At 73.2% G+C, this 23,571-nt stretch carries 14 protein-coding genes; 9 read left to right on the top strand and 5 right to left on the bottom strand.

All coding sequences use genetic code 11. The features are described from left to right. Nucleotides 1-21: 21 nt before the first annotated feature. Genes AC060L_RS35975 through AC060L_RS35950 form a run of 6 tightly spaced genes read left to right on the top strand, consistent with a single transcriptional unit; the run spans nucleotide 22 to nucleotide 14,245 of the window. The gene (locus tag AC060L_RS35975; protein ID WP_483803205.1) at nucleotides 22-4,539 is read left to right on the top strand and encodes an amino acid adenylation domain-containing protein; all 4,518 of its coding nucleotides are present in this window, start codon (nucleotides 22-24) and stop codon (nucleotides 4,537-4,539) included. A gap of 35 nt (nucleotides 4,540-4,574) precedes the next feature. Beyond that, nucleotides 4,575-10,340: a non-ribosomal peptide synthetase gene (locus AC060L_RS35970; RefSeq protein ID WP_483803204.1), complete on the top strand. Its 5,766-nt coding sequence runs from the start codon at nucleotides 4,575-4,577 to the stop codon at nucleotides 10,338-10,340. Continuing rightward, nucleotides 10,337-11,581, top strand: a complete 1,245-nt coding sequence (locus tag AC060L_RS35965) for a saccharopine dehydrogenase NADP-binding domain-containing protein (RefSeq protein ID WP_483803203.1) — start codon at nucleotides 10,337-10,339, stop codon at nucleotides 11,579-11,581. Before AC060L_RS35970 ends, AC060L_RS35965 begins: the two co-directional genes overlap by 4 nt. Then, entirely contained in the window at nucleotides 11,578-12,741 is a 1,164-nt protein-coding gene (locus AC060L_RS35960) for a Gfo/Idh/MocA family oxidoreductase (protein WP_483803202.1), read from the top strand. Before AC060L_RS35965 ends, AC060L_RS35960 begins: the two co-directional genes overlap by 4 nt. Next, entirely contained in the window at nucleotides 12,738-13,484 is a 747-nt protein-coding gene (locus tag AC060L_RS35955) for a thioesterase II family protein (protein ID WP_483803201.1), read from the top strand. Before AC060L_RS35960 ends, AC060L_RS35955 begins: the two co-directional genes overlap by 4 nt. Before the next feature lie 53 nt (nucleotides 13,485-13,537). Further along, nucleotides 13,538-14,245: a class I SAM-dependent methyltransferase gene (locus AC060L_RS35950; RefSeq protein ID WP_483803200.1), complete on the top strand. Its 708-nt coding sequence runs from the start codon at nucleotides 13,538-13,540 to the stop codon at nucleotides 14,243-14,245. 86 nt (nucleotides 14,246-14,331) lie between these two features. Here AC060L_RS35950 and AC060L_RS35945 read toward each other — a convergent pair whose 3' ends face one another. Together AC060L_RS35945 and AC060L_RS35940 are read right to left on the bottom strand one after the other, a co-directional pair. Further along, on the bottom strand, nucleotides 14,332-14,802 hold the full coding sequence (locus AC060L_RS35945; protein ID WP_483803199.1) for a hypothetical protein: 471 nt from the start codon (nucleotides 14,800-14,802) through the stop codon (nucleotides 14,332-14,334). A 79-nt stretch (nucleotides 14,803-14,881) separates the two neighbouring features. After that, nucleotides 14,882-15,337, bottom strand: a complete 456-nt coding sequence (locus AC060L_RS35940) for a hypothetical protein (RefSeq protein WP_483803198.1) — start codon at nucleotides 15,335-15,337, stop codon at nucleotides 14,882-14,884. 360 nt (nucleotides 15,338-15,697) lie between these two features. Between AC060L_RS35940 and AC060L_RS35935 the strand changes: the two genes are divergently transcribed. The 3 genes from AC060L_RS35935 (at nucleotide 15,698) to AC060L_RS35925 (ending at nucleotide 21,117) form a co-directional block, all read left to right on the top strand. Continuing rightward, a complete protein-coding gene (locus tag AC060L_RS35935) occupies nucleotides 15,698-17,206 on the top strand; it encodes an NAD(P)/FAD-dependent oxidoreductase (protein WP_483803197.1) in 1,509 nt (502 codons plus the stop codon). Then, entirely contained in the window at nucleotides 17,203-19,326 is a 2,124-nt protein-coding gene (locus tag AC060L_RS35930) for a radical SAM protein (RefSeq protein WP_483803196.1), read from the top strand. The genes AC060L_RS35935 and AC060L_RS35930 overlap by 4 nt, the downstream gene beginning before the upstream one ends. 189 nt (nucleotides 19,327-19,515) lie before the next feature. Next, entirely contained in the window at nucleotides 19,516-21,117 is a 1,602-nt protein-coding gene (locus AC060L_RS35925; RefSeq protein WP_483803195.1) for a serine/threonine-protein kinase, read from the top strand. An 11-nt stretch (nucleotides 21,118-21,128) separates the two neighbouring features. On the opposite strand, the gene AC060L_RS35920 is transcribed toward AC060L_RS35925, so the two are convergent. From AC060L_RS35920 to AC060L_RS35910, 3 genes are all read right to left on the bottom strand, one after another. Further along, the gene (locus AC060L_RS35920; RefSeq protein ID WP_483803194.1) at nucleotides 21,129-21,611 is read right to left on the bottom strand and encodes a cupin domain-containing protein; all 483 of its coding nucleotides are present in this window, start codon (nucleotides 21,609-21,611) and stop codon (nucleotides 21,129-21,131) included. A 92-nt stretch (nucleotides 21,612-21,703) separates the two neighbouring features. Further along, nucleotides 21,704-22,633 carry a peptidase gene (locus AC060L_RS35915; protein ID WP_483803193.1) on the bottom strand — a complete coding sequence of 310 codons (930 nt, stop codon included), beginning with the start codon at nucleotides 22,631-22,633 and terminating at the stop codon, nucleotides 21,704-21,706. 2 nt (nucleotides 22,634-22,635) lie between these two features. Next, nucleotides 22,636-23,571, bottom strand: a 936-nt coding sequence (locus AC060L_RS35910; protein ID WP_483803192.1) for a vWA domain-containing protein, incomplete at its 5' end; no start/stop codon positions are given.

Here is a 23,571-nt window from a genome sequence, read left to right as displayed (position 1 = left end):
TTCGAGCCGTTGGCGGGGCCGGTGCCGGTCGCCCTCGACGCGCTCGCGTACGTCATCTTCACCTCCGGCTCCACCGGAGAACCCAAAGGCGTCGAAGTCACCCACCAAGCCGCCATGAACACCATCACCGACATCAACCGCCGCTACCACGTCGGCCCCCACGACCGCCTCCTCGCCCTCTCCGCCCTCGACTTCGACCTCTCCGTCTACGACATCTTCGCCACCCTCACCACCGGCGCCACCCTCATCCTCATCAACGAAAACGAACGCCGAGACCCCGAACGCTGGATCCACCACGCCAACACCCACCAGGCCACCATCTGGAACAGCGTCCCCATGCTCCTCGACATGCTCCTCACCACCACCCAAACCACCCCCCTCACCGCCCCCCTACGCCTCGCCCTCCTCTCCGGCGACTGGATCGGCCTCGACCTCCACCCCCGCCTCACCCGAACCCACCCCCACTGCCGACTCATCGCACTCGGCGGCGCCACCGAAGCCGGCATCTGGTCCAACCACTGGGAAACCACCCACATCCCCCACCACTGGACCTCCATCCCCTACGGCCACCCCCTCACCAACCAGCAATACCGCATCACCGACACCCACGGACACGACCGCCCCGACCACGTCCCCGGCGAACTCTGGATCAGCGGCCACAGCCTCGCCACCGGCTACCGCAACCAACCCCACCACACCACAACCAAATTCACCCACCACACCGACGGCACCCGCTGGTACCACACCGGCGACCTCGGCCGATACTGGCCCAACGGCACCATCGAATTCCTCGGCCGCACCGACCACCAACTCAAAATCAACGGCCACCGCACCGAACCCACCGAAATCGAAACCACCCTCGAAACCCACCCAGCAGTACGCCGGGCGATCGTGACCGTCAGCAAGGACGGGCCGCGCCCGCGGCTGCTGGCCCACGCCGTCCCGGCCGACCGCTCGGTCACGCCCGAGGAGCTGCTCGCCTTCCTGCGCGGCCAACTGCCCAGGCACGCCGTGCCGGCGGCCGTGCTGCTGCGCGACGAGCTCCCGCTGACCGCGAACGGCAAGGTCGACCGGGCGGCGCTGCTCGCCTCGGCGCCCGCCGCCGTGGCGAGCAACGGCGGAACCGCACCGCGCACGCCCGTCGAGGAGTTGGTGAGCGAGATCTGGGCCGAGGTCCTGGCGGTGCCACAACCGCCCTGTGAGAGCGACTTCTTCGCGCTCGGCGGCGACTCGCTGCTCGCCACCAAGGTGGTGGCCCGGCTGCGCGCGGCCGGCGTGGCCGGTGCCGAGATCAGTGCGCTCTTCGCCACCCCGGTCCTCGCGGACTTCGCCGCCGCGCTGACCGCCGGCCCGACGCCGGAACAACTGCCGTGCCTCACCGCCGACCCGGCCGCGCGCCACCTCCCGTTCCCGCCGACCGAACTGCAGCGCGCGTACTGGGTCGGCCGGTCGCCGGGGTTCACGCTCGGCGGCGTCGGCTCGTACTACTACTGCGAGTTCGACGAGACCGACTTCGATCCGGGCCGCCTCGAAGCCGCCTGGAACCGGTTGATCGACCGTCACGAGATGCTCCGCGTGGTCTTCGACGAGGACGGCAGCCAGCGGATCCTCGCCGAACGGCCCCGGCTGACCGTCCCCCTGATCGACGCCCCCGAGGTCGAAGGCCCCGAAGCCGAAGGCCCAGCGGTGGAGGCCGCGTTGGCGGCGCTGCGCGAGGAGATGTCGCACCAGGTCCTCGACCCGTCCAGCTGGCCGCTCTTCGACGTCCGCGCCGTCCGGTACGGCGCCGGCCGGGCCCGGGTCGGCATCGGCCTGGACTACCTGCTCGTCGACGGGCTGAGCATGATGATCCTCTTCGCCGAGCTGGAGCTGCTCTACCGCGATCCCGAGGCCGAACTGCCGCCGCTGGGCGTCTCGTTCCGCGACTACGTCACTCAGGTCGAGCCCACCGCGGCCGAAGCGCAGCGGTCGCAGGGCTACTGGCGGCGGCGGATCCCCGAGTTGCCACCACCGCCCGCGCTGCCGCTCGCCATCGACCCCGCACTCGTCACGCGGCCGCGCTTCGTCCGCCGCGAGAGCCGGCTCGCGCCCGCCCGCTGGCAGGCGCTCCAGGAGCGTGCCCGCCGGCACGGCTGCACGCCCTCGGCGGTGCTGCTGGCCTGCTACGCGGAGGTGCTGGGCACCTGGAGTGCCCGCCGCGAGCTCACTCTGGCCCTCACGCTCTTCGACCGGCGTGACGTCCACCCCGACATCGACCGGGTGCTCGGCGACTTCACCTCGCTGTTGCCGGTGGCGCACGAGCCGGTGCCCGCGGAGCCGTTCGGGCAGCGGGTCCGCCGCCTGCAGGAACAGCTCTGGCGCGACCTCGACCACCGCGGCGCGCCCGTGCTGGGGCTGCTGCGCGAAGCGGCCGGGCAGGACGGCGGCGGCGAGGCGGCGCTGCCGGTCGTCTTCACCAGCGCGCTCGGCGTGGCCGACACGCTCAGCGACGGCCTGCGCCGTCCAGTCTGGGCCGTCTCGCAGACGCCCCAAGTCTGGCTGGACGAACAGGTGATGGTGCGCGACGGCGGTCTGCTGATCACCTGGGACGCGGTAGCGGAGCTGTTCCCCGAGGGCGTGCTCGACGCGATGTTCGCCGCCCACGGCGAACTGCTCGACTGGGTCTGCCAGGCCGACTGGTCGGCGCCGGTGCCCGAGCTACTGCCCGCCGAGCAGCGCGCGGTGCGGGCCGCCGTCAACGCGACCGCCGGGCCACTGCCGCAACAGCCGCTGCACGCGGGCTTCTTCACCCTGGCGGCGGCTGAGCCGGACCGGACGGCCTGCCTCTGGGAGGGCGGGCGGCTCAGTTACGCGGAGTTGGCCGAGCGCGCGCTGCGGGTCGCCGCGATGCTGGTCGCCGACGGCGTCCGACCCGGTGACCTGGTGGCGGTGACGCTGCCCCGGGGGCCCGGTCAACTCGCGGCCGTGCTGGGCGTGCTGGCGGCCGGCGCCGGCTACCTGCCGATCGGGCCCGATCAGCCGGCGATCCGGCGCGAGCGGATGCTCTCCGCCGCCGGCGTCCGGCTGGCGATCACCCGGGAGGACGCCGCCGACGGGTTCGAGCCGTTGGCGGGGCCGGTGCCGGTCGCCCTCGACGCGCTCGCGTACGTCATCTTCACCTCCGGCTCCACCGGAGAACCCAAAGGCGTCGAAGTCACCCACCAAGCCGCCATGAACACCATCACCGACATCAACCGCCGCTACCACGTCGGCCCCCACGACCGCCTCCTCGCCCTCTCCGCCCTCGACTTCGACCTCTCCGTCTACGACATCTTCGCCACCCTCACCACCGGCGCCACCCTCATCCTCATCAACGAAAACGAACGCCGAGACCCCGAACGCTGGATCCACCACGCCAACACCCACCAGGCCACCATCTGGAACAGCGTCCCCATGCTCCTCGACATGCTCCTCACCACCACCCAAACCACCCCCCTCACCGCCCCCCTACGCCTCGCCCTCCTCTCCGGCGACTGGATCGGCCTCGACCTCCACCCCCGCCTCACCCGAACCCACCCCCACTGCCGACTCATCGCACTCGGCGGCGCCACCGAAGCCGGCATCTGGTCCAACCACTGGGAAACCACCCACATCCCCCACCACTGGACCTCCATCCCCTACGGCCACCCCCTCACCAACCAGCAATACCGCATCACCGACACCCACGGACACGACCGCCCCGACCACGTCCCCGGCGAACTCTGGATCAGCGGCCACAGCCTCGCCACCGGCTACCGCAACCAACCCCACCACACCACAACCAAATTCACCCACCACACCGACGGCACCCGCTGGTACCACACCGGCGACCTCGGCCGATACTGGCCCAACGGCACCATCGAATTCCTCGGCCGCACCGACCACCAACTCAAAATCAACGGCCACCGCACCGAACCCACCGAAATCGAAACCACCCTCGAAACCCACCCAGCAGTACGGCAGGCCGTGGTGGTCCCGGTCGGCGAGCGCGGCCGCTACCGCCTGCACGCGTTCGTGACCACGGTCCGGCCCGCCCCGCAGCCGGGGGAGCAACAGCCCGCCGAGCTCCAGCCCGCCGAGCTCCAGCCGGCTGAGCTCCAGGCGTTCGTGGCCGACCGGTTGCCGCCGCATGCCCGTCCGTCCGGCTACACCCTGCTCGACGCGCTCCCGCTCACGCCCAACGGCAAGCTCGACCGGGCGGCGCTGAAGCCACCGGCGGCCGACGCCGAGGCCACCGGAGCGGCCACCGAGGCCCCCCGCGGCCCGACCGAGACAGCGCTCGCCGCGCTGTGGGGAGGGCTGTTGGGGCGGGCCACCGTGCCGCGCGACGTCACCTTCTTCGCGCTCGGCGGCGACAGCCTGCAGGCCACCCGGCTGGTCCAGCGGCTGCGCGCCGAGTTCGGCTGCGACATCTCCCTGCGCCAACTGCTCGGCGAGCCGACGATCGCGGGACTCAGCAAGCTCATCGAGCGCCAACACCTCGACACCGAGGCCGAAGACACCGAGGAAGGCACGCTTTGAACAGCGCAGGGTCGAACAGTGGAGCGGACGCCTTGATGGCCGGCGAGCTCATCGAAGAGCTGCACAACGTCGGCGTGCGGCTGTGGGAGGAGGACGGCCTGCTGCGCTACCGGGCACCCCGCCAGGTGATGACCGCGACCCGGCTGGAACAGCTGAAGCAGCACAAGCAGGCCGTCCTCGCCGAACTGCGCCGCGCCGCGGCCGCACCACAGCTGACGGCCGATCCGGCGGGCCGGTACGAGCCGTTCCCGCTCACCGACGTCCAGTCCTCGTACCTGCTCGGGCGCAGCGCCGCGTACGAGTACGGCGGGATCGGCTGCCAGGCATACCTGGAGGTCCGGTTCCCGCGCTTCGAGCCGAGCCGAGTGCGGGCGGCCTGGCGGGAGTTGGTGGATCGGCACGACGCGCTGCGGACCATCGTGCACGCCGACGGCTACCAGCAGGTGCAGCGCCGGGTGCCCGAGCAGCAGATCGCGATCACCGATCTGCGGGGTGCGCCCGAGGCGGAGTGCCGCGCGGCGGTCGAGCGCGCCCGCCGCGAGCTGACCGCGTGCGAGTTCCGCCCGGAGCAGTGGCCGCTGAACGAACTTCGGGTCACCGCAAGCGATGCGGACGTGGTCGTGCACCTCGCGATCGACCTGCTGATCTGCGACTACGCGAGCGTTCAGCTACTGCTCGGCGAGCTGGAGCAGCTCTGCCTGCGTCCCGAGGACCCGCTGCCGGCGCTGGAGATCCGCCACCGCGACTACCTGACGGCCGAACGCGGCCTGCGCGACGACCGGTTCGAGCGCGACCGCGCGTACTGGTGGAGCCGACTGGACGCGGACAGCGCGGATGCCGTGGACGGCGCGGACGGGCCGGCGGGCGCGGACGGCGCGGCGGCGCCGCTGGCTCCCGCCCCGGCGCTGCCGCTGCGCGCGCAGGGCGGGGCGCCTGCTGAGGGAGCCCCGCTCTTCGACCGCCTGCAGTCCCAACTGCCCGCCGCCGCCTGGCAGCAGCTGCGCAGCCGGGCCGCCACACACGGCGTCACCCCGACCGTCGCGCTGCTCGCCGCCTACGCGGAGGTGATCGGCCGGTGGAGCGGGCAGTCCGCGTTCACGCTGGACCTGCCGATGTTCAACCGGCTTCCGCTGCATCCCGAAGTCGGCCGCTTGGTCGGTGACTTCACCTCGGTCGAGCTGCTGAGCGTGGACTGGTCGGACGGCGGCCCGTTCGCCGCCCGCGCAGCAGCGGTGCAGGCCCGGTTGTGGCAGGACCTGGACCACCGGATGTGCTCCGGCGTCGAGGTGCTGCGCGAACTCGGCCGCCGCCGTGGCCACCGGGCGGCGCTGATGCCGGTGGTGTTCACCAGCACCGTCGGGCTCGGCGACGGCCGAGAGACCGACGGCGCGAGCAGTGACGGCGCGAGTGGTGCTGGCGCGAGCGACGCCGGGGAACTGCCGCGCCTGCACGCCGGCGAGATCGTCCTGGGGTCCAGCCGGACCCCGCAGGTGTGGATCGACTGCCAGGTGATGGAGGACCGGGACGCGCTGCTGCTCGGCTGGGACGTGCGCCGCGAGGTGTTCCCCGAGGGACTGGCCGAGGAGGCGTTCGCCGCGTTCGCCGACGCGGTGCACCGGCTGGCCGGCTCCGACGCGGCCTGGGCACTGCCGACGGTCGTCGAGCTGCCCGCCGCCCAGCGCGAGCGCCGCGAGCGGATCAACGCGACGGCACGGCCACAGGCGGCGCCCGCCCGGCTGCTGCACGAGGGCGTGCTCACCCAGGCACTCGCGACGCCGGAGCGGATCGCCGTGATCTCCGGCGAGACGACGCTGACGTATCGTCAATTGCTTGACCAGGCAGTAGCGGTAGCCGACTCGCTGGCCGCCCACGGCGACCCGGCCGGGCGGCTCGTCGCCATCGTGATGGACAAGGGCTGGGAGCAGGTGGCCGCCGCCCTCGGGGTCCTGCTGGCCGGCGCGGCCTACCTCCCGGTCGACACCGACCAGCCGCCGGCCCGGCGCGCTGCCGTCCTGGCGGACGCCGGGGCCAGTGCGGTGCTCACCCAGCCGTGGCTCGCCATCGACCCGCCGGCGCCGGGCGTCCCCGTGCTGACCGTCGCGAACACGGCGGCGACGGCGGCCACGGCGGCCACGGGCGACGCCGTACGCGAGCTGCCCGAACCCCGGGCCACCCCGGACGACCTGGCCTACGTGATCTACACCTCCGGCTCGACCGGAACGCCCAAGGGCGTGATGGTCAGCCACCAGGCAGCCTGGAACACCGTCGCCGAGATCAACGAGCGCTTCGGCGTCGGCCCGCAGGACCGGGTGCTCGGCCTGGCCGGTCTCGGCTTCGACCTCTCGGTGTACGACCTCTTCGGGCCGCTCGCCCGCGGCGGCTGCCTGGTGCTGCCCGATGCGGAGCGGCGCGCCGACCCCGCACACTGGGCCGAACTGATCGACCGCCACCGCGTCACGCTCTGGAACTCCGTGCCGGCCCAGCTCCAGATGCTCGAGAGCTACCTGCTCGCCGGACCCAGCGCCACCGGGACCAGCGCCACCGACCCGAGCGCTGCCGGCCCGAGCGACCTGCCGTCGCTGCGCCTCGCGCTGCTCTCCGGCGACTGGATCCCCGTCCCGCTGGCCCGGCGGATCGGCGAGCGGCTGCCCGGTTGCGAGCTGATCGGCCTCGGTGGCGCCACCGAGGCGGCCATCTGGTCGATCGTCCACCCGATCGACCCGCGGCGCCTGACCGGCCCGAGCGTCCCGTACGGCACGCCGCTGGCCGGCCAGGGCTGGCACGTCCTGAACGCCCACCGGCAGGACTGCCCGGACCTGGTGCCGGGCGAGCTGTACATCACCGGCGCCGGCCTGGCGCTCGGCTATCTCGGGGACGCGGCGCGGACCGCCGAGCGGTTCGTCAACCACCCCCGCACCGGTGAGCGGATGTACCGCACCGGCGACCTCGGCCGCTACCTGCCGGACGGCGAGATCGAACTGCTCGGCCGGATCGACGACCAGGTGAAGATCCGCGGCCACCGGGTCGAACCCGCCGAGCTCGCCGCGGCCGCCGAGACCCACCCGGCGGTGGCCTCGGCGGTGGCGCTGGTGACGGGTGACGATCCCACCGCCCGCAAGCTGGCCGCCTTCGCCACCACCGTGCCCGCCGAACTCCCGCTCACCGAGGCCGACTCGGCCGCGCTCGCCACCGCGGCCGCGACCGGGGCGGCGATCAGCGCGGCGGTCGATCCTGGGCTGCTCAGCACCTTCCTGGCACTCGCCGACGAGGTCGCGCTGGCCGCCATCGGCCGCACGCTGCGTGCAGCCGGCCTGTTCGCCGGTCCGGATGCCGCGCACACCGTCGAGGAGGTCGCCGCCGCGCTGGGTGCCCACACCCGGCACACCCGGGCGGTCCGCCGCTGGCTGCGCGCACTGACCGGCGCCGGCCGGCTGCGGCACGACCCGGCCACCGGCCGGTTCGCCGGACTCCCCGCCGACGATCCGGTGGACCCGGCGCAGGGCTGGCGGCAGTTGGAGGAGCTCGGGCGGCAGCTGGACTACGGCACCGACCTGCTGCGCCTGGTGCGGACCAGCAGCGAGCACCTGCCCGAGCTGCTGCGCGGCGAGGAGGACCCGCTGGCGCTGCTCTTCCCGCAGGGCAACCTCGACGTGGCCGAGGCCGCCTACCGCGACAACCTGGTCAGCCGCTCGCTGAACCGGGTGGCCGTCGCCGGGCTGCGCGAACTCGCCGCCGGGCAGCGCCAGTCCGGGCCGGAGCGGTCCGGGCCGGCGCGGTCCGGGCCGCTGCGCGTGCTGGAAGTCGGCGCCGGGGTCGGCGGCACCAGCATCGACCTGATCCCGGCGCTCGCCGAGTTCGAGGTGGACTACCTCTTCACCGACATCTCGCAGTTCTTCCTCGGCGAGGCACGGCAGCGCTTCGAACAGTACCCGTGGGTGCGCTACGGCCTCTTCGACGTCAACGAGGACGCCGCCGCACAGGGCCTGGCGGCGAACTCCTTCGACGTCGTGCTCTGCGCCAACGTCCTGCACAACTCCAGGGACGCGGCCGTCTCGCTCCGCCGGCTGCGCGAACTGATCGCGCCGGGCGGCTGGTTGGTGTTCATGGAGGCGACTCTTGAGCGGCACCCGCTGCTCGTCTCGATGGAGTTCATCGACGGGCTCAGCGGTGGCTTCGCCGACGTCCGACAGGCCGCCGACCAGACCTTCCTGACGAACCATCAGTGGATGCGGCTGCTGAGCGAGGCAGGGGCGGAGGTACCGCTCTGCTTCCCCGCGACGGACGACGTGCTCTCGCTCGCCGGACAGCAGATCTTCTTCGCCCGTCCGAAGACCGACCGGGCCGCGCTCGACCGGGACGAGCTGAGCCGCCATCTGGCCGAACGGCTGCCCGACTACCTGCTGCCCGCACACCTGGAGATCCTGGACGAGCTGCCGCTCACCGCGAACGGCAAGATCGACCGCGCCCGGCTGCGCCGCCGGCTGCCCGAACCCGGCCGGCTCGACGCGGGCACACCCGTCTCGGCGCAGCCGGTGGACGAGCTGGAACGCCGGATCGCCGCGCTCTGGGCCCAGGTGCTGGAGCGCCCGGAGGTCGGCCGGGACGACGACTTCTTCCAACTCGGCGGCGACTCCCTGCTGGTGGCCCGACTGGTCGGCCGGCTGCGGGAGGCGGAACCGGCGGCGGCCGGCATCGAGTGGGAGCACCTGCTGCGGCAGATGCTCCAGCGGCCGACGGTCGCGGCACTCGCCGGCTACCTGCGCGGTGCGGCGACGCGCGGCGACCGGATCCCGCAGCCCAGGGCGGACGACGGCCCGGTCACGCCGGTGCCGCTGGTGAGCGGCCCCGTCGACGGCCCGGTCACCGTGCTGGTGCACGACGGCAGCGGCACGCTGCTGCCGTACCAGGCGCTGCTGGACGAGTACCGCCGGCGCCCGGCCGCCGGACCGCTGGTCGGCCTCGAAGCGGGCTCACCCGAGCGGTACCTCGACTCGGACCCGGCCCTGCTGATCACCCGCCTCGGCGGCGAGTACGCGCAGACGCTGCTGGCCGGCGGCGCGCGCCGATTCCGGGTGGTCGGCTACTGCATGGGCGGTCTGATCGCCACCGAGGTCGCCCGGGCGCTTGCCGAGGCCGGTGCCGAGGTGGCGGACCTGACCGTGATCAGCTGCTACCGGCCGCCGTTCGAGGTGCACGACGAACTGCTCGCCGAGTACACCTTCGCGCTCTCGCTCGGCCTCGACCCCGGCACGGTCGGGTTCCCGGCCGACGGGGCTGCGCTCGGCGACGCGATCGACGCGGTGCTCGCGGCCACCCCCGGCCGGCTGGGGGCCGGTGCGCTGGCCGCGCTGGACGGACCGTTCGACAAGGTCGCGCAGTGCTTCCGGGAGCTGGCCGCCCGGCGGCCCGAGGAGCGCCTGGCCGCCCTCGCGCAGGCCGCCGAGCTGCTGACCGGGCCGCTGGACCTGGCCCAACTCACCCGGCAGTACCGGATCTTCCGGCACAGCCTGTTCGCGGTGACCAGGCACCGGGCGCAGCCGTACGTCGGCGACCTCACGTTCCTGCGGCACACCGGGGAGTACGGGTTCCTGCCCGGGCTCCAGGAGGACATGAGCGCCTACTGGCAGGGGATCTGCCTCGGCGAGCTGCGGATCCAGGACATCGAGGGCGACCACTTCAGCTGCATCGCCGGGCCGCGCGCGGCAGTTGTGCGCGGCCTGCTGGACGCGGACGTGCTCGACGGCGCCGGGTTCGACGGCGATGGGCCCAACGGCGCTGGGCTCAACGGTGATGGCCGATGACGGGCGGCTGCGGCTGCGGGCTCTGCGACTGGGAGGCGCCCGGCCGCGCTCTGGTCGGCGTGCTCGGCGCCTCCGGCGCGGTCGGCCGGGCGGCAGTCCGGGCGCTGCGTGAACTCGGCGTCGGCGACCTGCGGTTGGGGGCCCGGCGGCCGGAGGCGCTGGCGGCGGCCGCCGCCGATCAGCCCGGCGGCCCGGCCGAGTTGTGGGCCGTCGACCTCGACCGGCCCGACCGGCTGCGGGAGTTCTGCACGGGCTGCACGGTCGTGCTGAACTGCGCGGGGCCGTCGTACCTGGTGCGCGGCCGGGTGGCCCGGGCCGCCCTGGCCGCCGGGGCCGACTACGTGGACGTCGCGGGCGACGATCCGGCGCACGCCGAGCTGGCCGGGCTGGACCTGGCCGCGCTCGGGCGCAGCGCGGTGCTCTCCGCGGGCATGCTGCCGGGGCTGTCCGGGCTGCTGCCCCGGTGGCTGCTCGGGCAGCAGCCCGGCGCCGCCGGCGAGAGCGGTGCTGCGGGGGCCGGTGGTCGGCTGGCGGTGTGGACCGGCGGGCTGGAGCGGTGCAGCCGCACGGTCGCGGCCGATCTGGTGCTCTCGCTGGGCGCCGACGCCCCCGCCAACGCGGACCCCCGTGCGGACCCCGGCGCGGCCGAGCCCGTCCAGCCGTACGGCGAGTCGCTGGCCGCCTGGCGGCACGGCCGCCGGGTCAGCCGGGCGCTGCGCGCCCAGGACGAGGTGGAACTGCCGTTCTTCCCCGGCACGGTGGCGGTGCAGCCCTATCTGAGCACCGAGGCGCAGCGGCTGGCCCAGGCGCTCGGCCTGGCCGAGCTCGACTGGTTCAACGTGTTCCCCGGCCGCCGGGTCCGGGAGGTGCTCGGCGCGCTCGGCGGCGCCGGCCGCTCGCTCGACGCGGCCGCCGAGCGGCTGGTCAGGGCCTGCGAACTGGACCTGGTCGGCCGCCGGCCGTACTACCGCATGGTGTTCGCGTACCAGCCGGCCGCCGCCGGCGCCGACACCACCGTCACCGCGACGCTCGGCACCACCGACAGCTACCGGGTCACCGCGACGGTCGGCGCACTGGGCGTCGCCTCGACGCTGGCCGGACGGGTGCCACCGGGACTGCACTACGCGGCCGAGGTGCTCTCCCCCACCGAGGTGGTCCACCTGCTCGGCTCGACCCCCGGCGTCACGCTCGACGTCTCCCGCGCGCCGCTCGGCCTCACCACCGTGGTCGGCGCGCTGTGACCGCCGCCGGCGCGGGCACCGGACCGCTGCGCGAGCCACTGCGCAAGCCGCTGCGAACCGTCGTCTGCGGCACCGTCTTCGGCCGGTTCTACCTGGAGGCGCTGCGCACCGGCCCGCCCGGCTTCGAGCTGGCCGGTGTGTTGGCCAACGGCAGCCGGCGCTCGCGCGACTGCGCGGCCGAGTACGGCGTGCCGTACTACACCCGGGTCGACGAGCTGCCGCCGGACGTCCGGGCCGCCTGTGTGGTGGTCCGCTCGGCGGTGGCCGGCGGCCCCGGCGGCGAGTTGGCCCGGGCGCTGCTGGCGCGCGGGGTGCACGTGCTCCAGGAGCAGCCGGCCCATCCGGACGAGGTGGCGCACTGCCTGCGCTCGGCGCGGGCGCACGGCGTGCAGTACCAGCTCAACTCGTTCTATCCGCACGTGGCCCCGGTCCGGCGCTTCCTCGCCGCGGCGCGGGCGTTGCGCGCGCAGGGCGGCTTCCGATACGTGGACGGCGCGTGTTCGAGTCAGGTGCTGCTGCCGTTGCTGGACATCCTCGGCCGGGCGCTGGGCGGGCTCGGTCCGTGGGCCTTCACCGATCCGGCGCCGGTCGCTGACGTGCGGGCCGCGACCGGGGCCCCGGTGCCGTTCCGGCTGCTGCACGGGGTGATCGCCGGGGTGCCGCTGACCCTGCGGGTGCAGAACCAGCTCGACCCGCGCGATCCCGACAACCACGCCCACCTGCTGCACCGGGTCACGCTCGGCACCGACGCCGGTACCCTGACGCTCGCCGACACCCACGGCCCGGTGCTCTGGAGCCCCCGGCTGCACGTGGCGCGCGCCCCGGGCGGGCGCCTCGAACTGGACGGCCCGGACACCGCGCACCTGGACCAGCCGACCACCACCGTCCTCGGCGCGGAGCCGCCGCAGCCGTTCCGGCAGACCTTCGCGACGCTCTGGCCGGACGCCGTCCGCCAGGCGCTCGGCGAACTGCGCGCGGCGATCCTGGACGACGGCCTGCGGGTGCGGCGCGGCCAGTACTCGCTGACGGTCAGCCGGATGTGGCTGGAGCTGACCGACCGGCTGGGGCGGCCCGAGCTGATCGAGGGCGCGCACGCACAGCCCGTCCACCCATCCGACCTGACCGACCTGACCGATCTGACTGCGGAGATGCCGGTATGACGAATCCCTGGCTGCGCTGCTACCAGCCCCGGCCGGAGGCCGCCGTGCGCCTGGTCTGCTTCCCGCACGCGGGCGGCGGCGCGGGCGCCTTCCGCGGCTGGCCGGCGCTGCTGCCGCCGTGGATCGAGCTGACGGCCGTGCAGTATCCCGGCCGGGAGGACCGGTTCACCGAGCCGCCGGCCACCGACCTGACCGCGATGGCCGAGACGCTCAGCCGTGCGCTGGCGCCCCTCGACGACCGGCCGCTCGCCCTCTTCGGGCACAGTATGGGAGCTGCCGTCGCCCATGAGGTGGCCTTGCGGCTGCCGGCACCCGGGCCCGTCCGGCTGATCGTCTCGGCCCGCGAACCGGTCGAGCACCTGATGACCGGCACGGTGCACCTGGGCGGCGACGAGGTGCTGCGGGCCGAGCTCGCCCGGCTCGGCGGCACCAGCCGGCTGCTCTTCGAGGACGCCGAGTTGTGGCAGCTGATCGCGCCCGTGATCCGGGCCGACTACCGGCTCATCGAGACCTACCGCCCGACCCTCGGCCGCACCCTGGACTGTCCGGTGACGGCGTTCACCGCACTGGCGGACACCGAACTCACCGTCGCCCAGGCCCGCGACTGGGCCCACGCGACCACCGGCGGCTTCACCCTGCGGACCTTCCCCGGCGACCACTTCTACCTCGTCCCGTACCGGGACCAGGTGCTCGCGGCCCTCGCCGACGCGCTGCTCCCGGCAGTGCCCGCCTACCGCCTTTGAACACCTTGACGAACGTCTTTACGAACACCTCTACCAACGGAGACACCACCCCCGTGATCGACTACTACTCCCCGACCGCCGAGTTCTACGACCTGGTCGGCGTGCAGCGCTGGACGCAGAGCGACCCGCTGCTCGCCACGGCGCTCACCGGCACCGACACCGGCCACGGCCCAGTGCTGGACCTCGGCGCCGGCACCGGCCGGGCCACCCAGGTGATCGCCCGGACGCTGCCCGAGGCGCGGATCCTGGCCGTCGAGCCGTCCCCCGCCATGCGGACCGCGCTGACCAGCCGGGTGGTGCGGGACGAGGACCTGCGGCGCCGGGTGACCGTGCTCGCCGACAGCGCCCAGGATGTCCGACTGCCCGACCGGCTCTCAGCCGTGGTGATCTGCGGGGTGCTCGGCTACCTGGACCGGGCGGAGCGCGCCGACCTGTGGGCCAGGCTGCTCGACCGGCTGCCGGCGGGCGCGCCCATCGTCGTCGAGCTGATGGCGATCAGCACCCCGCAGACCGTCGCACCGATGCGGATCGCGAACCACACGCTGGGCGAGCAGTCCTACGAGGCGTGGCTCTCCGGCGAGCCGTGCGGCGCCGAGCAGATGCGCTGGTCGGCCACCTGGCGGGTGCTGCGCGACGGCGAGGTGGTGCGCGAGGTGGACGTCACGCACGAGTGGTACACCTTCGGCATCGCCGACCTCGCAGCCGAGACCGGCCTGACGGCCAAGCAGATCACGCCCGAGCTCGGCGTGCTGCTGCGTTAGCAGCGCATCCTTCAGCGCACGCCGATGGGCTGGCCCACCGCTCCGAGACGGTGGACCAGCCCAGCAGTGCGAACGCTCCGCCGAGGCTAGTCGCGGACGACCGTGAACGGGTACGTCACCGTGCCGGACGCGGTCGGAGCGACGACCGCGCCCTTGATGGTGCTGACCTCGCTCGTGCCGTCGTCACAGCTGATCGCCGTGCTGTGGTAGTTCTCGGTGTCCACGCCGGTGGCCGGGCCCTGGACCTCATCGGAGTTGTTCCACTTGATACCGCCGGCGGTGAGCTCGAAGGTGCCCTTGCCGTGGCCCGTCCAGCCCTCGACGGACCAGTTCGTACTGGCCGACTGGGGCGCGGAGAACGAGACGTTGATCGTGTCGCCGGCGGACTTGTCGAAGCTGCCCGAGAAGCTGCCGTTGTAGTCCTGGTCCGACGCGCCGCAGGCGCCGGCACGGTGCTGCGCGGGGGCGAGGGCGACCGCGGGGGTGGTCGCCACGAACGCGGCGGAGAGGGTGGTGGCACACGCGAGGGAGAGCGCGAGCCGTCGGATCGACATCATGGGAAACGCCTTTCTACTGAATGCACATTTCAGCGGCCTGGGTGGTGCGACAGCCGTCCCGGCGGGCGGCCGACGGGGACTACTGACGGTTGATCGTGAACGGGATCTGCGCGTCGCCGGCGTCGACGAGGCCGGCAATCGTGGTGACCGTGCTGTCGCCGTTGGCACAGGTGACGCTCACGCTGCGGTAGACCTCGTTGTCCACGCCGGTGATCGGGCCGTTGACGGTGTCGGAGTTGGTCCACTCCGGCCCGGTGGCGCTGAGCTCGTACTCGCCCTTGCCGGAGCCGTTCCAGCCCTGCACGGTCCACTCCGTGGCGACCGACTGGGGTGCGGTGAAGGTGACGGAGATGGTGTCGGCGGGGGTGTTGTCGAAGGTACCCGCGAACTTCCCGGCGACGTCCGCGGGGGCCGCGCCACAGGCGCCGGCACGGTTCGCGGGCTGGACGGCCACGGCGGGCGAGGCCGCCACCAGCGCGGCGGTGAGGGAGGTGGCACACGCGAGGGACAGCGCGAGCCGTCGGACTGACATCATGGGGAAAGCCCTTCTACTGAATGCACATTTCAGCGGCTGTTCGCACACGGATCGCACAGGTCGATCCTTAATTCAAAAAACGTGCGCGAACAGGTTGAACTATAGCGGCGCACCAGGCCACGGAACAGCCGAGTACCTCATCCATTCGCATGAACTCCATTGCTACTGCGGGCTGCTGATGACATATTCCGTACATAGGAATTACTGATGGTCCGATATTCTCCGGCGGCATACCATCACAGCACTTCGCCAATCCAGTCGCATATCCCCCCAATGGCCCAATACCTGCTGGGAATTAGGCCGACCGGCCGCTAGGGTGACTTCCGTTCGTGTGCGGTAGTTCAAGTGACGGAGGGCCAGATGGCGTCAAGTACAGCCGATGTGAAGACCCTGGTGATCGGCGGCGGACCGGCCGGCTCGCTCTCGGCAGCCCTGCTCGCGCGGGCCGGAGTAGACGTCCTCCTGCTGGAGAAGGACGCATTCCCGCGCTATCACATCGGGGAGGCACTCGCCTCGTCCTGCCGTTCCATCCTGGAGCTCGCCGGCGCGGCACAGAAGGTGGACGAGTTCGGTTTCGTCAGCAAGCACGGCGGCCTGTTCGCCTGGGGCACCGAGAAGAACTGGGCGGCCGACTGGACCGAGCTGTTCGGACCCGAAGTACGCTCCTGGTCGGTGGACCGGTCGGAATTCGACCACCTGCTGCTGAAGAACGCCTCGGAGCAGGGCGCCCGGGTCGTCGAGAACGCCACGGTGAAGCGGATCGTCTTCGAGGACGGCCGGCCGGTCGCCGCCGAGTGGGTGTCCGGCGATGCGCCCGAGGAGCTCCGCACCACCCGCTTCGACTTCCTCATCGACGCCTCCGGGCGGGCCGGTGTGCTGACGGCGCAGCACTTCAAGAGCCGCACCCGGCACGAGGTGTTCCGCAACGTCGCGATCTGGGGCTACTGGGACGGCGAGCAGCTGCTGCCGGACACTCCGCAGGGCGGCAGCAACATCATCTCCTCGCCGGACGGCTGGTACTGGGTCATCCCGCTGCGCGGGGGGCGGCGCAGCGTCGGCTTCGTGATGCACGAGACCGCCTTCCGCGAGCGGCGCCGGGAGCACGACTCGCTGGAGGAGATGCTCACCGCCCTGGTCAACGAGTCGGCCACGGTCAGCTCGCTGCTGGAGGGCGACCACCGGATCTCCAAGGCCCGGGTCGAGCAGGACTACTCCTACGTCGCCGCCGACTTCTGCGGCCCTGGGTACTTCGTGGCGGGCGACGCGGCCTGCTTCCTCGACCCGCTGCTCTCCAGCGGCGTGCACCTCGCCTCGTACAGCGCGCTGCTGGCGGCCGCGTCGATCGTCGCGGTGGTGGACGGCGCGGTCGAGGAGGCGGCGGCGAGCGCGTTCTACGAGTCGCTCTACCGCAACGCGTACACCCGGATGCTCGCCATGGTCGCCCGGATGTACGACCAGTACCAGGGCCAGGCCAGCTACTTCTGGCTCGCGCAGCGGCTGACCGGCACCCCGGCCGAGCGCACGATCCGCCCCAACGCGGCCTTCGTCGAGATCGTCGGCGGCATCTCGGACCTCTTCGACGCGATGCACGGCAAGGACGCCGAGGCCCAGACCGAGTCCGAGTCCGAGCCCGCGCCGGCCGTGACCGAGGCGGTGCCCGCCCCCGCCATGAGCCCCGAGGACGAGGAGCGCCTCGACCTGGTCAAGATCAGGCCGCAGGACCTCTACGACACCGGCTCCCAGCTGCGCCTGGTCACCTCGCCCCGGCTCGGCCTGCGGTACGAGCAGCCGGCGCCCGACGGCGGCGTGGTCCGGCCGCCCCGCCCGGCCGAGGCCGTCGAGCAGGCCGACCTGACCACGGCGGGATGACCGGCACCATGGCGCCCCTGCCCACTCCCCTGCCCACCCCCGTGCCGACCACCGCCCCGGCAGTCCGGCGCCGCCAGGTGCACCTGGTGGACCTGACCGCGATCGCGGGCGCCAACTACAGCCCGACGCTGGGCTATCTGCAGGCGGCCGCCGAGGCCGACCCCGAGATCGCGGCGCACTGCACGTTCAGCCGTCACGCGCTGCTCGCCCGCGGCCCGGTCTTCGAGCAGACCTGCGAGCAGATCCTGGCCGCCCTGGACGATCCCCTGCTGGTGGCCTTCACGGTCTACTTCTGGAACCGCGCGAAGTCGGTCGAGCTCGCCCGGCGGGTCAAGGCGGCCTGGCCGGGCTGTCAGATCGTGATGGGCGGCAACGACGTCAGCTACCAGCAGGACGCGCTCTTCGCCGAGGCGCCCTGGGTGGACGTGCTGGTGCACGGCGAGGGCGAGCTCAGGTTCGTCGAACTGCTCAGGTCGCTGCTGCACGCGGGCGAGGGCCTCGGGTCGATCGCCGGGCTCAGCCACTGGCGCGGCCGTGGTGCGGGCCGCGAGCTGGTCACCACCAAGGCCGCCGAACGCATCGCCGACCTCGCCACCGTGCCCTCACCGCTCGCGCCGTACTCGGACGCCGAGCTCGGGCAGACCTCGCTGCTCGTCTACGAGACGAACCGTGGGTGCCCCTACAGCTGCGCGTTCTGCTACTGGGGTGGGGCCACCAACTCCAAGGTCCGCCAGTTCCCGATGGAGCGGATCGCGGCCGACCTGGAACGGATCGTGGCGACCGCCGGCCCGCACATGATGCTCGCGCTCGCCGACGCGAACTTCGGCATCCTGGCGCGGGACGTGGAGATCGCCCGGATGCTGGTGGAGATCTGCGCCCGGCACGGCAAGCGACCGGACTTCTTCGTCACCTGGGCCAAGAACAGCAACAAGCGCATCGTCGAGATGGCCTCGCTGCTGCGCGACGGCGGCCTGCTCGCCCCGGTGACGCTCTCCACCCAGTCGTTCAGCCCTGCCGCGCTCGACCTGGCCAACCGCTCGAACATCCGGGCGGACAACTTCCGCAAGCTCCAGGCCGAGTTCCGCGACCTGGGCGTCCCCACCTACACCGACCTGATCTGGGGCATGCCCGGCGAGACCTACGAGAGCTTCCTGGACGGCGTGGAGGAGGTGCTCAGTGCCGGCGGCGCACCGCTCGTCTTCTCACTGCTGCTGCTGAACAACACCGACTACACCCGGGAGAAGTTCAGGCACGAGCAGAAGCTGATCGTGCGCCACCTCCCGGTCGACATCAGCGATCCGGAGCTGACCGGCGACACGGTGGTCGGACACGCCACCATGACCGAGCAGGAGTGGCTGCGCGGGCTGGAGTTCCGGCTCAGCCTCTACCTCTTCCAGAAGTCCCTGTTGCGCTGCACCCTGCGCCTGCTGCACACGGCCGGCGGCGTGCGCATGGTCGACCTGTGCGAGCTGCTGCGGGAGCTCCTCTTCGAGCGCTCCCCGGACGCCCTGGCCGGCGCCATCGCCAGGAACTACCGGGCGTCCTGGCAGGATCCCGAGCAGGTCGACCGGAGGCTGCTCGGGGATGAACTCGGGATCGAGGTCGGCCACGGCGAGCTGTACGGCCGCCAGGAGACCCACTTCGAGGCGGCCCTGCACCGCCTGGTGCGGGATCCGGCCGTGCTGGCGCACTTCGTCGACGAGGCGGTCGCGGTCCTGCTGCGCTCGATCCCCGAGGCGTCCCGGCCGGACGGTGAAGCCCTGCGCGCCGCCCGTGAGCTGGACTTGGCGGCCGGCTCGGTCTTCCGCACGATGATCACCGGAGAAGTCGAGCCCGCCGACTTCCGCGCCCCGGCCGACCTCCTCGCCCTGCTCCGCAACGCCGGCGACCTGCCGCCCGACCTGCACTGCCCACCCGGCGCCGAGCTGACCGGCCGGATCAGCGCACCCGCCGCCCACCTGGACGGGTTCCCGCCGAACTACCGGTTCAGCCGCTTCATCGGCCTGGTCTGGCGCGGCATGATCTCCCCGCTGCGCGAGGCCGTCATCGAGGCCGACGCCGGGGCCGATGCCGGGGCCGACGCCGATGCCGCCCGGCCCGCGCTGGTGGTGAGCGGCTGAGCAAAGCGAGGTCCGCCTCATGCGGCGCCTCATGCAGGCCCTCATCCGGCGCCTCATTAAATCCTCATCCGGTGTCCGGCACTCTTCTCAAGTGCCTGCGCGGCCGGAGCGCGACCAGCTTCGCACTCGGGTCCCGCACCCCCCGTCCAGCCGCGCAGGCGCCCGGCCGTCCACCGAGAAAGCGCGCCCATGTCCGCACCCCGGCTCAGCACCCCGCCGCCGCCCGGCTTCCAGCCGCTGTCCGCCGACGACCCGCGTGAGGTGGGCGGTTACCGGCTCTTCGCCCGGCTGGGCGCCGGTGGCATGGGCCGGGTCTACCTCTCGTACACGCCTGGCGGACGGCCGGTCGCGCTCAAGGTGGTGCGCCCCGAACTGGCACAGGACCCGCAGTTCCGGCACCGGTTCGCCCAGGAGGTCGCCGCCGCCCGCCGGATCCACGGCCTCTACACCGCCCAGGTGGTGGACGCCGGCACCGACGCCGCGACCCCCTGGCTGGCCACCGCCTACGTGGCCGGCCCCTCGCTTCAACGGGTCGTGCAGCAGTACGGACCGCTGCCGGAGCGGACCGTCCTGCTGCTGATGGCCGGCATCGCGGAAGCACTCCAGGCGATCCACGGCGCCGGCGTGGTGCACCGCGACCTGAAGCCGGCGAACGTGCTGATCGCCGCCGACGGGCCGCGCGTGATCGACTTCGGCATCGCCCGGGCCGCCGACGCCGGCGAGCTCACCGGCACCGACCTGCGGATCGGCTCGCCGATGTTCATGGCGCCCGAGCAGGCACTGGGCGAGCCGGCCACCCCGGCCACCGACGTCTTCGCGCTCGGCGCGCTCGCGGCCTATGTCGCGGGCGGCATACCGCCGTTCGGCGCCGGGCCGGAACCCGCCGCGCTGTACCGGGCCGTCCACGAGGAGCCGGACCTGACCCGGGTGACGCCCGGCCTGCACCGGCTGATCCTGCGCTGCCTGGCCAAGAACCCGGCGGAGCGGCCGACCACCGCCCAGGTGATCGAGGACGCCCGCAGCCGGCTCCCGGCCGGCGGGGCGCTGCGGTTCTCCGAGGACTGGCTGCCGCAGCAGGTCCAGGCCGAGATCACGGACGCCCAGCTCTCCCACACCCTGCTGGCGCCGGCACCGGCCGAGTCCGAGTCGCAGACCGTCCTGCTCCCCCCGCCGCCGAGGGAGCCGAACGGGCGCACCGAGCCCGAGCCCAGGCCCGGGCCCGGGCCCGGGCCCAGGCGCAGCGCCAAGCGGACGGCACTGCTGGCCGCCATGCTCGCCGGGGCACTGCTGCTCGGCGCCGGCGGCGCGTTCCTGCTGCTCGACCCGGCCGACGACGGCGACGAGGCCGCCGCAATACCCGCCACCTCGCCCGCCGCAGCGCCCACAGCCACGCCGAGCGAGGCCGCCCAGACCCCCGGCTACACCGCCGTCTACACCGACCGGGCGCTCACCGCGCCGGACCAGGCGCACGAGTTCGACCTGAGGAACGGCACGGTGGTCCCCCAGGAGAGCGCCGCCTGGCCGCTGAGCCGCAACACCACCGACTTCTCGATCCCCGAGGACAGCGACGCCTACCTCGCACCGGGCGGCGAACTCACGCCCGCCGACTGCGTCCAGGGCACCGAGAGCCAACCCGTCCCCTCGGTGCCGCTCGCCGCCCGGCCGTCGCCGCAGGCGTTCTGCGTCCGCCGGCAGGACGGGCAGGACCTGGCCATCGTCAAGGTGCTCTCGACGGCCCCCGGCGACGGACCGGTCCGGATCTCGGTCGGCTACTACCACCGCACGGGCTGACGGCCGCCGGCTCAGTCCTCCGCCGGGTGGGTGGGATCGACCCAGCGCACGGTCACCGGCTCCGCCACGCCCGTGACGTCCAGGTTGACCACGATCGGCTGCTGGCCGCTGCGGATCACCACGCAGGCGAGCGGCTGGTCATCGAGCGCGTTGATCTCCTGGTGCGGCACGAACGGCGGCACGAAGATGAAGCCGCCCGGCCCGGCCTCGGCGGTGAACTCCAGGTCCGCCCCCCAGCGCATCCGGGCCCGGCCGCTGACCACGTAGATCACGCTCTCCAACTCGCCATGGTGGTGCGCCCCCGTGCGGGCGCCCGGCTGGATCGTGACCGTCCCCGCCCAGAGCTTCTCCGCCCCCGCCCGAGCCTGCGTGATCGCGGCGGCCCGCTGCATCCCGGGCGTCTGCGGGGTGTTCACGTCGAGCGCGTCGCCGGGGATGACCCGCACGCCCTCGGTACGCCAGTCCGGAGTCCGATCCGGTTCATCCGTCGCCATGCTCCGAGGATAGGCCCGTGGCGAACGGCGCCGGTGACGACTCGGGCCCGGCACGACGAGGCGTGCCGGGCCCGAGACGGGGTGACGGTTGCTCAGGACGACGGCTGGCCGAACGGCGGCCGGCGGCGGCGCCAGCCGCGCGGGTGGCGGGTGAGCGTGAATCCGCCGACGCCGGCCAGCGAGGCCAGCGCGGCGCCGCCCAGGGTCCAGAACCAGCGGGTGTTCCAGCCCGAGAACAGGCCGGAGTACCAGTGCCCGGCCGGGACGCTCGGCACGGCCACCAGCGCGCCACCGGGCGTCGAGCCTGCGGTCGGGGCGGCGGTCGGCACCGTGGTCGGCGCGGCGGTGGCGCCCGGGGAGGCGGCCACGCCGGGGTTCACCGGCGGCACCAGCGCGGCCTTGAGCGCGCCGCCCTCCGGCTGGGCGTCGTCCGCCCCGCCGGTGGCGTCCACGTGCAGCCGCACCTGCGCGGCGAGGCCGAGGTCGGGCTGCTGCACGTCGGAGACCGACAGCCGGACGTAGTACGTGCCCGGCAGCGGGTCGCCCGACCAGGGCTCGGCCCAGGAGCGGATCTGACGCAGCGTGCAGCTGAGCGAGACCGAGCCGGTGGTCTGGTCGCCGGTGCCGTTCTGCGGTCCGGCCGTGCAGGACTGGCGGCGGCGCAGGCCGTCGAAGACCTCCACGGTCCAGGTCTGCGGGCCGTGCCGGTCGGCGGACGGCGCGAGCGTGACGTCCGCCCGGACCGTGTCGGTCTGGCCCGCCGAGGCGGCGAACGCCCAGTACAGGTAGTCGCCGGTGGCCGCCGAGACCTCGGCGGGCTGGCCCGGGGCGAGCGTGGTCGCGGTCAGGAAGGAGGTGCCTGAGCCGGTCGCCGGCGCCGGGCCGGACGCCGTGCCGGACGGCGAGGCGGACGGCGCGTCCGCCTGGGCCGCCGTCGCCCCCGGCAGTGCCGCCACGGCTGCCGCGATCAGCAGGGTGGTCGAGAGGGTGATCGGGCGGGTGGTCGAGAGCTTTCCGCGCATCGTCAGTTCTCCTGCCAGACGGCGATCCGCCAGCGTGCGATCCAGCCCCAGAGCAGACCGGTGACCAGACCCGCGCCGGTGAGCACCAGCAGCATGATCCAGCCCCGACCCAGCCCCAGCGCCGGGCCCGCCGGTGCGGGCGAAGCCTTCACCACGTCCACGGAGAGTTCGACCGGCAGACCGGGGTCGGCCTGCACACCCGGCTGACCGGCGAAGGAGTTGCTGACGACCAGGCAGACCAGCTGTCCGTCGGCCGTCGCACCGGTGGTGGTGCTCGACGCCGTCGGATCGGCCGTGGCGGCGGCAGGTGCGGACCAGCGCAGCCCGGTGGACGCCACGTCGGTGCGACCGCTGCCCGCGTCGGCGCCGCGCACCAGCTCCTGGCCCGCGTCGTCGTCGGCCTGCAGCAGCACACCGTAGTCGCGCGCCACCGCGCGGTCCGGCGTGACGCTCACCGAGGCGCGCAGCTCCTGGCCGGGCCGGACCGACACCCGGTAGACCCGGTGCTCGGAGAACTTCTCCCGGTCGGCGTAGACGCCCGGGGTGAGCAGCGGCGCGGCGGCGCAGCTGTCCGCACCGGCGATGTCGGCCGGCGTCGCCCGGTAGCTGTTGTCGGAGCGGTTGACCAACTGCTTGACCCGGGTGGTGAGCTGGTCCTGGCTGTGCACGTCGGTGTAGCTGCCGCCGGTCGCGTTCGCGATGCAGAGCAGCTGCTGGCGGACCTTGTCGTCGTGCGCCAGACCCAGCGTGTCCACCACCAGGTGGGTGCCCTGGGCGGCCAGTTCGCGGGCCACGTCGCACGGGTCCGGCGGCGAGCAGTCGTCCTCGCCGTCGGTTATCAGCACCACCCGGCGGGTGGCCTGCCCGGTGCCCAGGTCCTGGGGGGGGAGGTGCATGACCTCGACGAGATTGGGTTCGACAATTTGGCTAATGGTGGT

It is taken from the genome of Kitasatospora sp. NEAU-69 (assembly GCF_057158765.1).
This window is presented reverse-complemented; position numbering and strand designations above follow the sequence as displayed.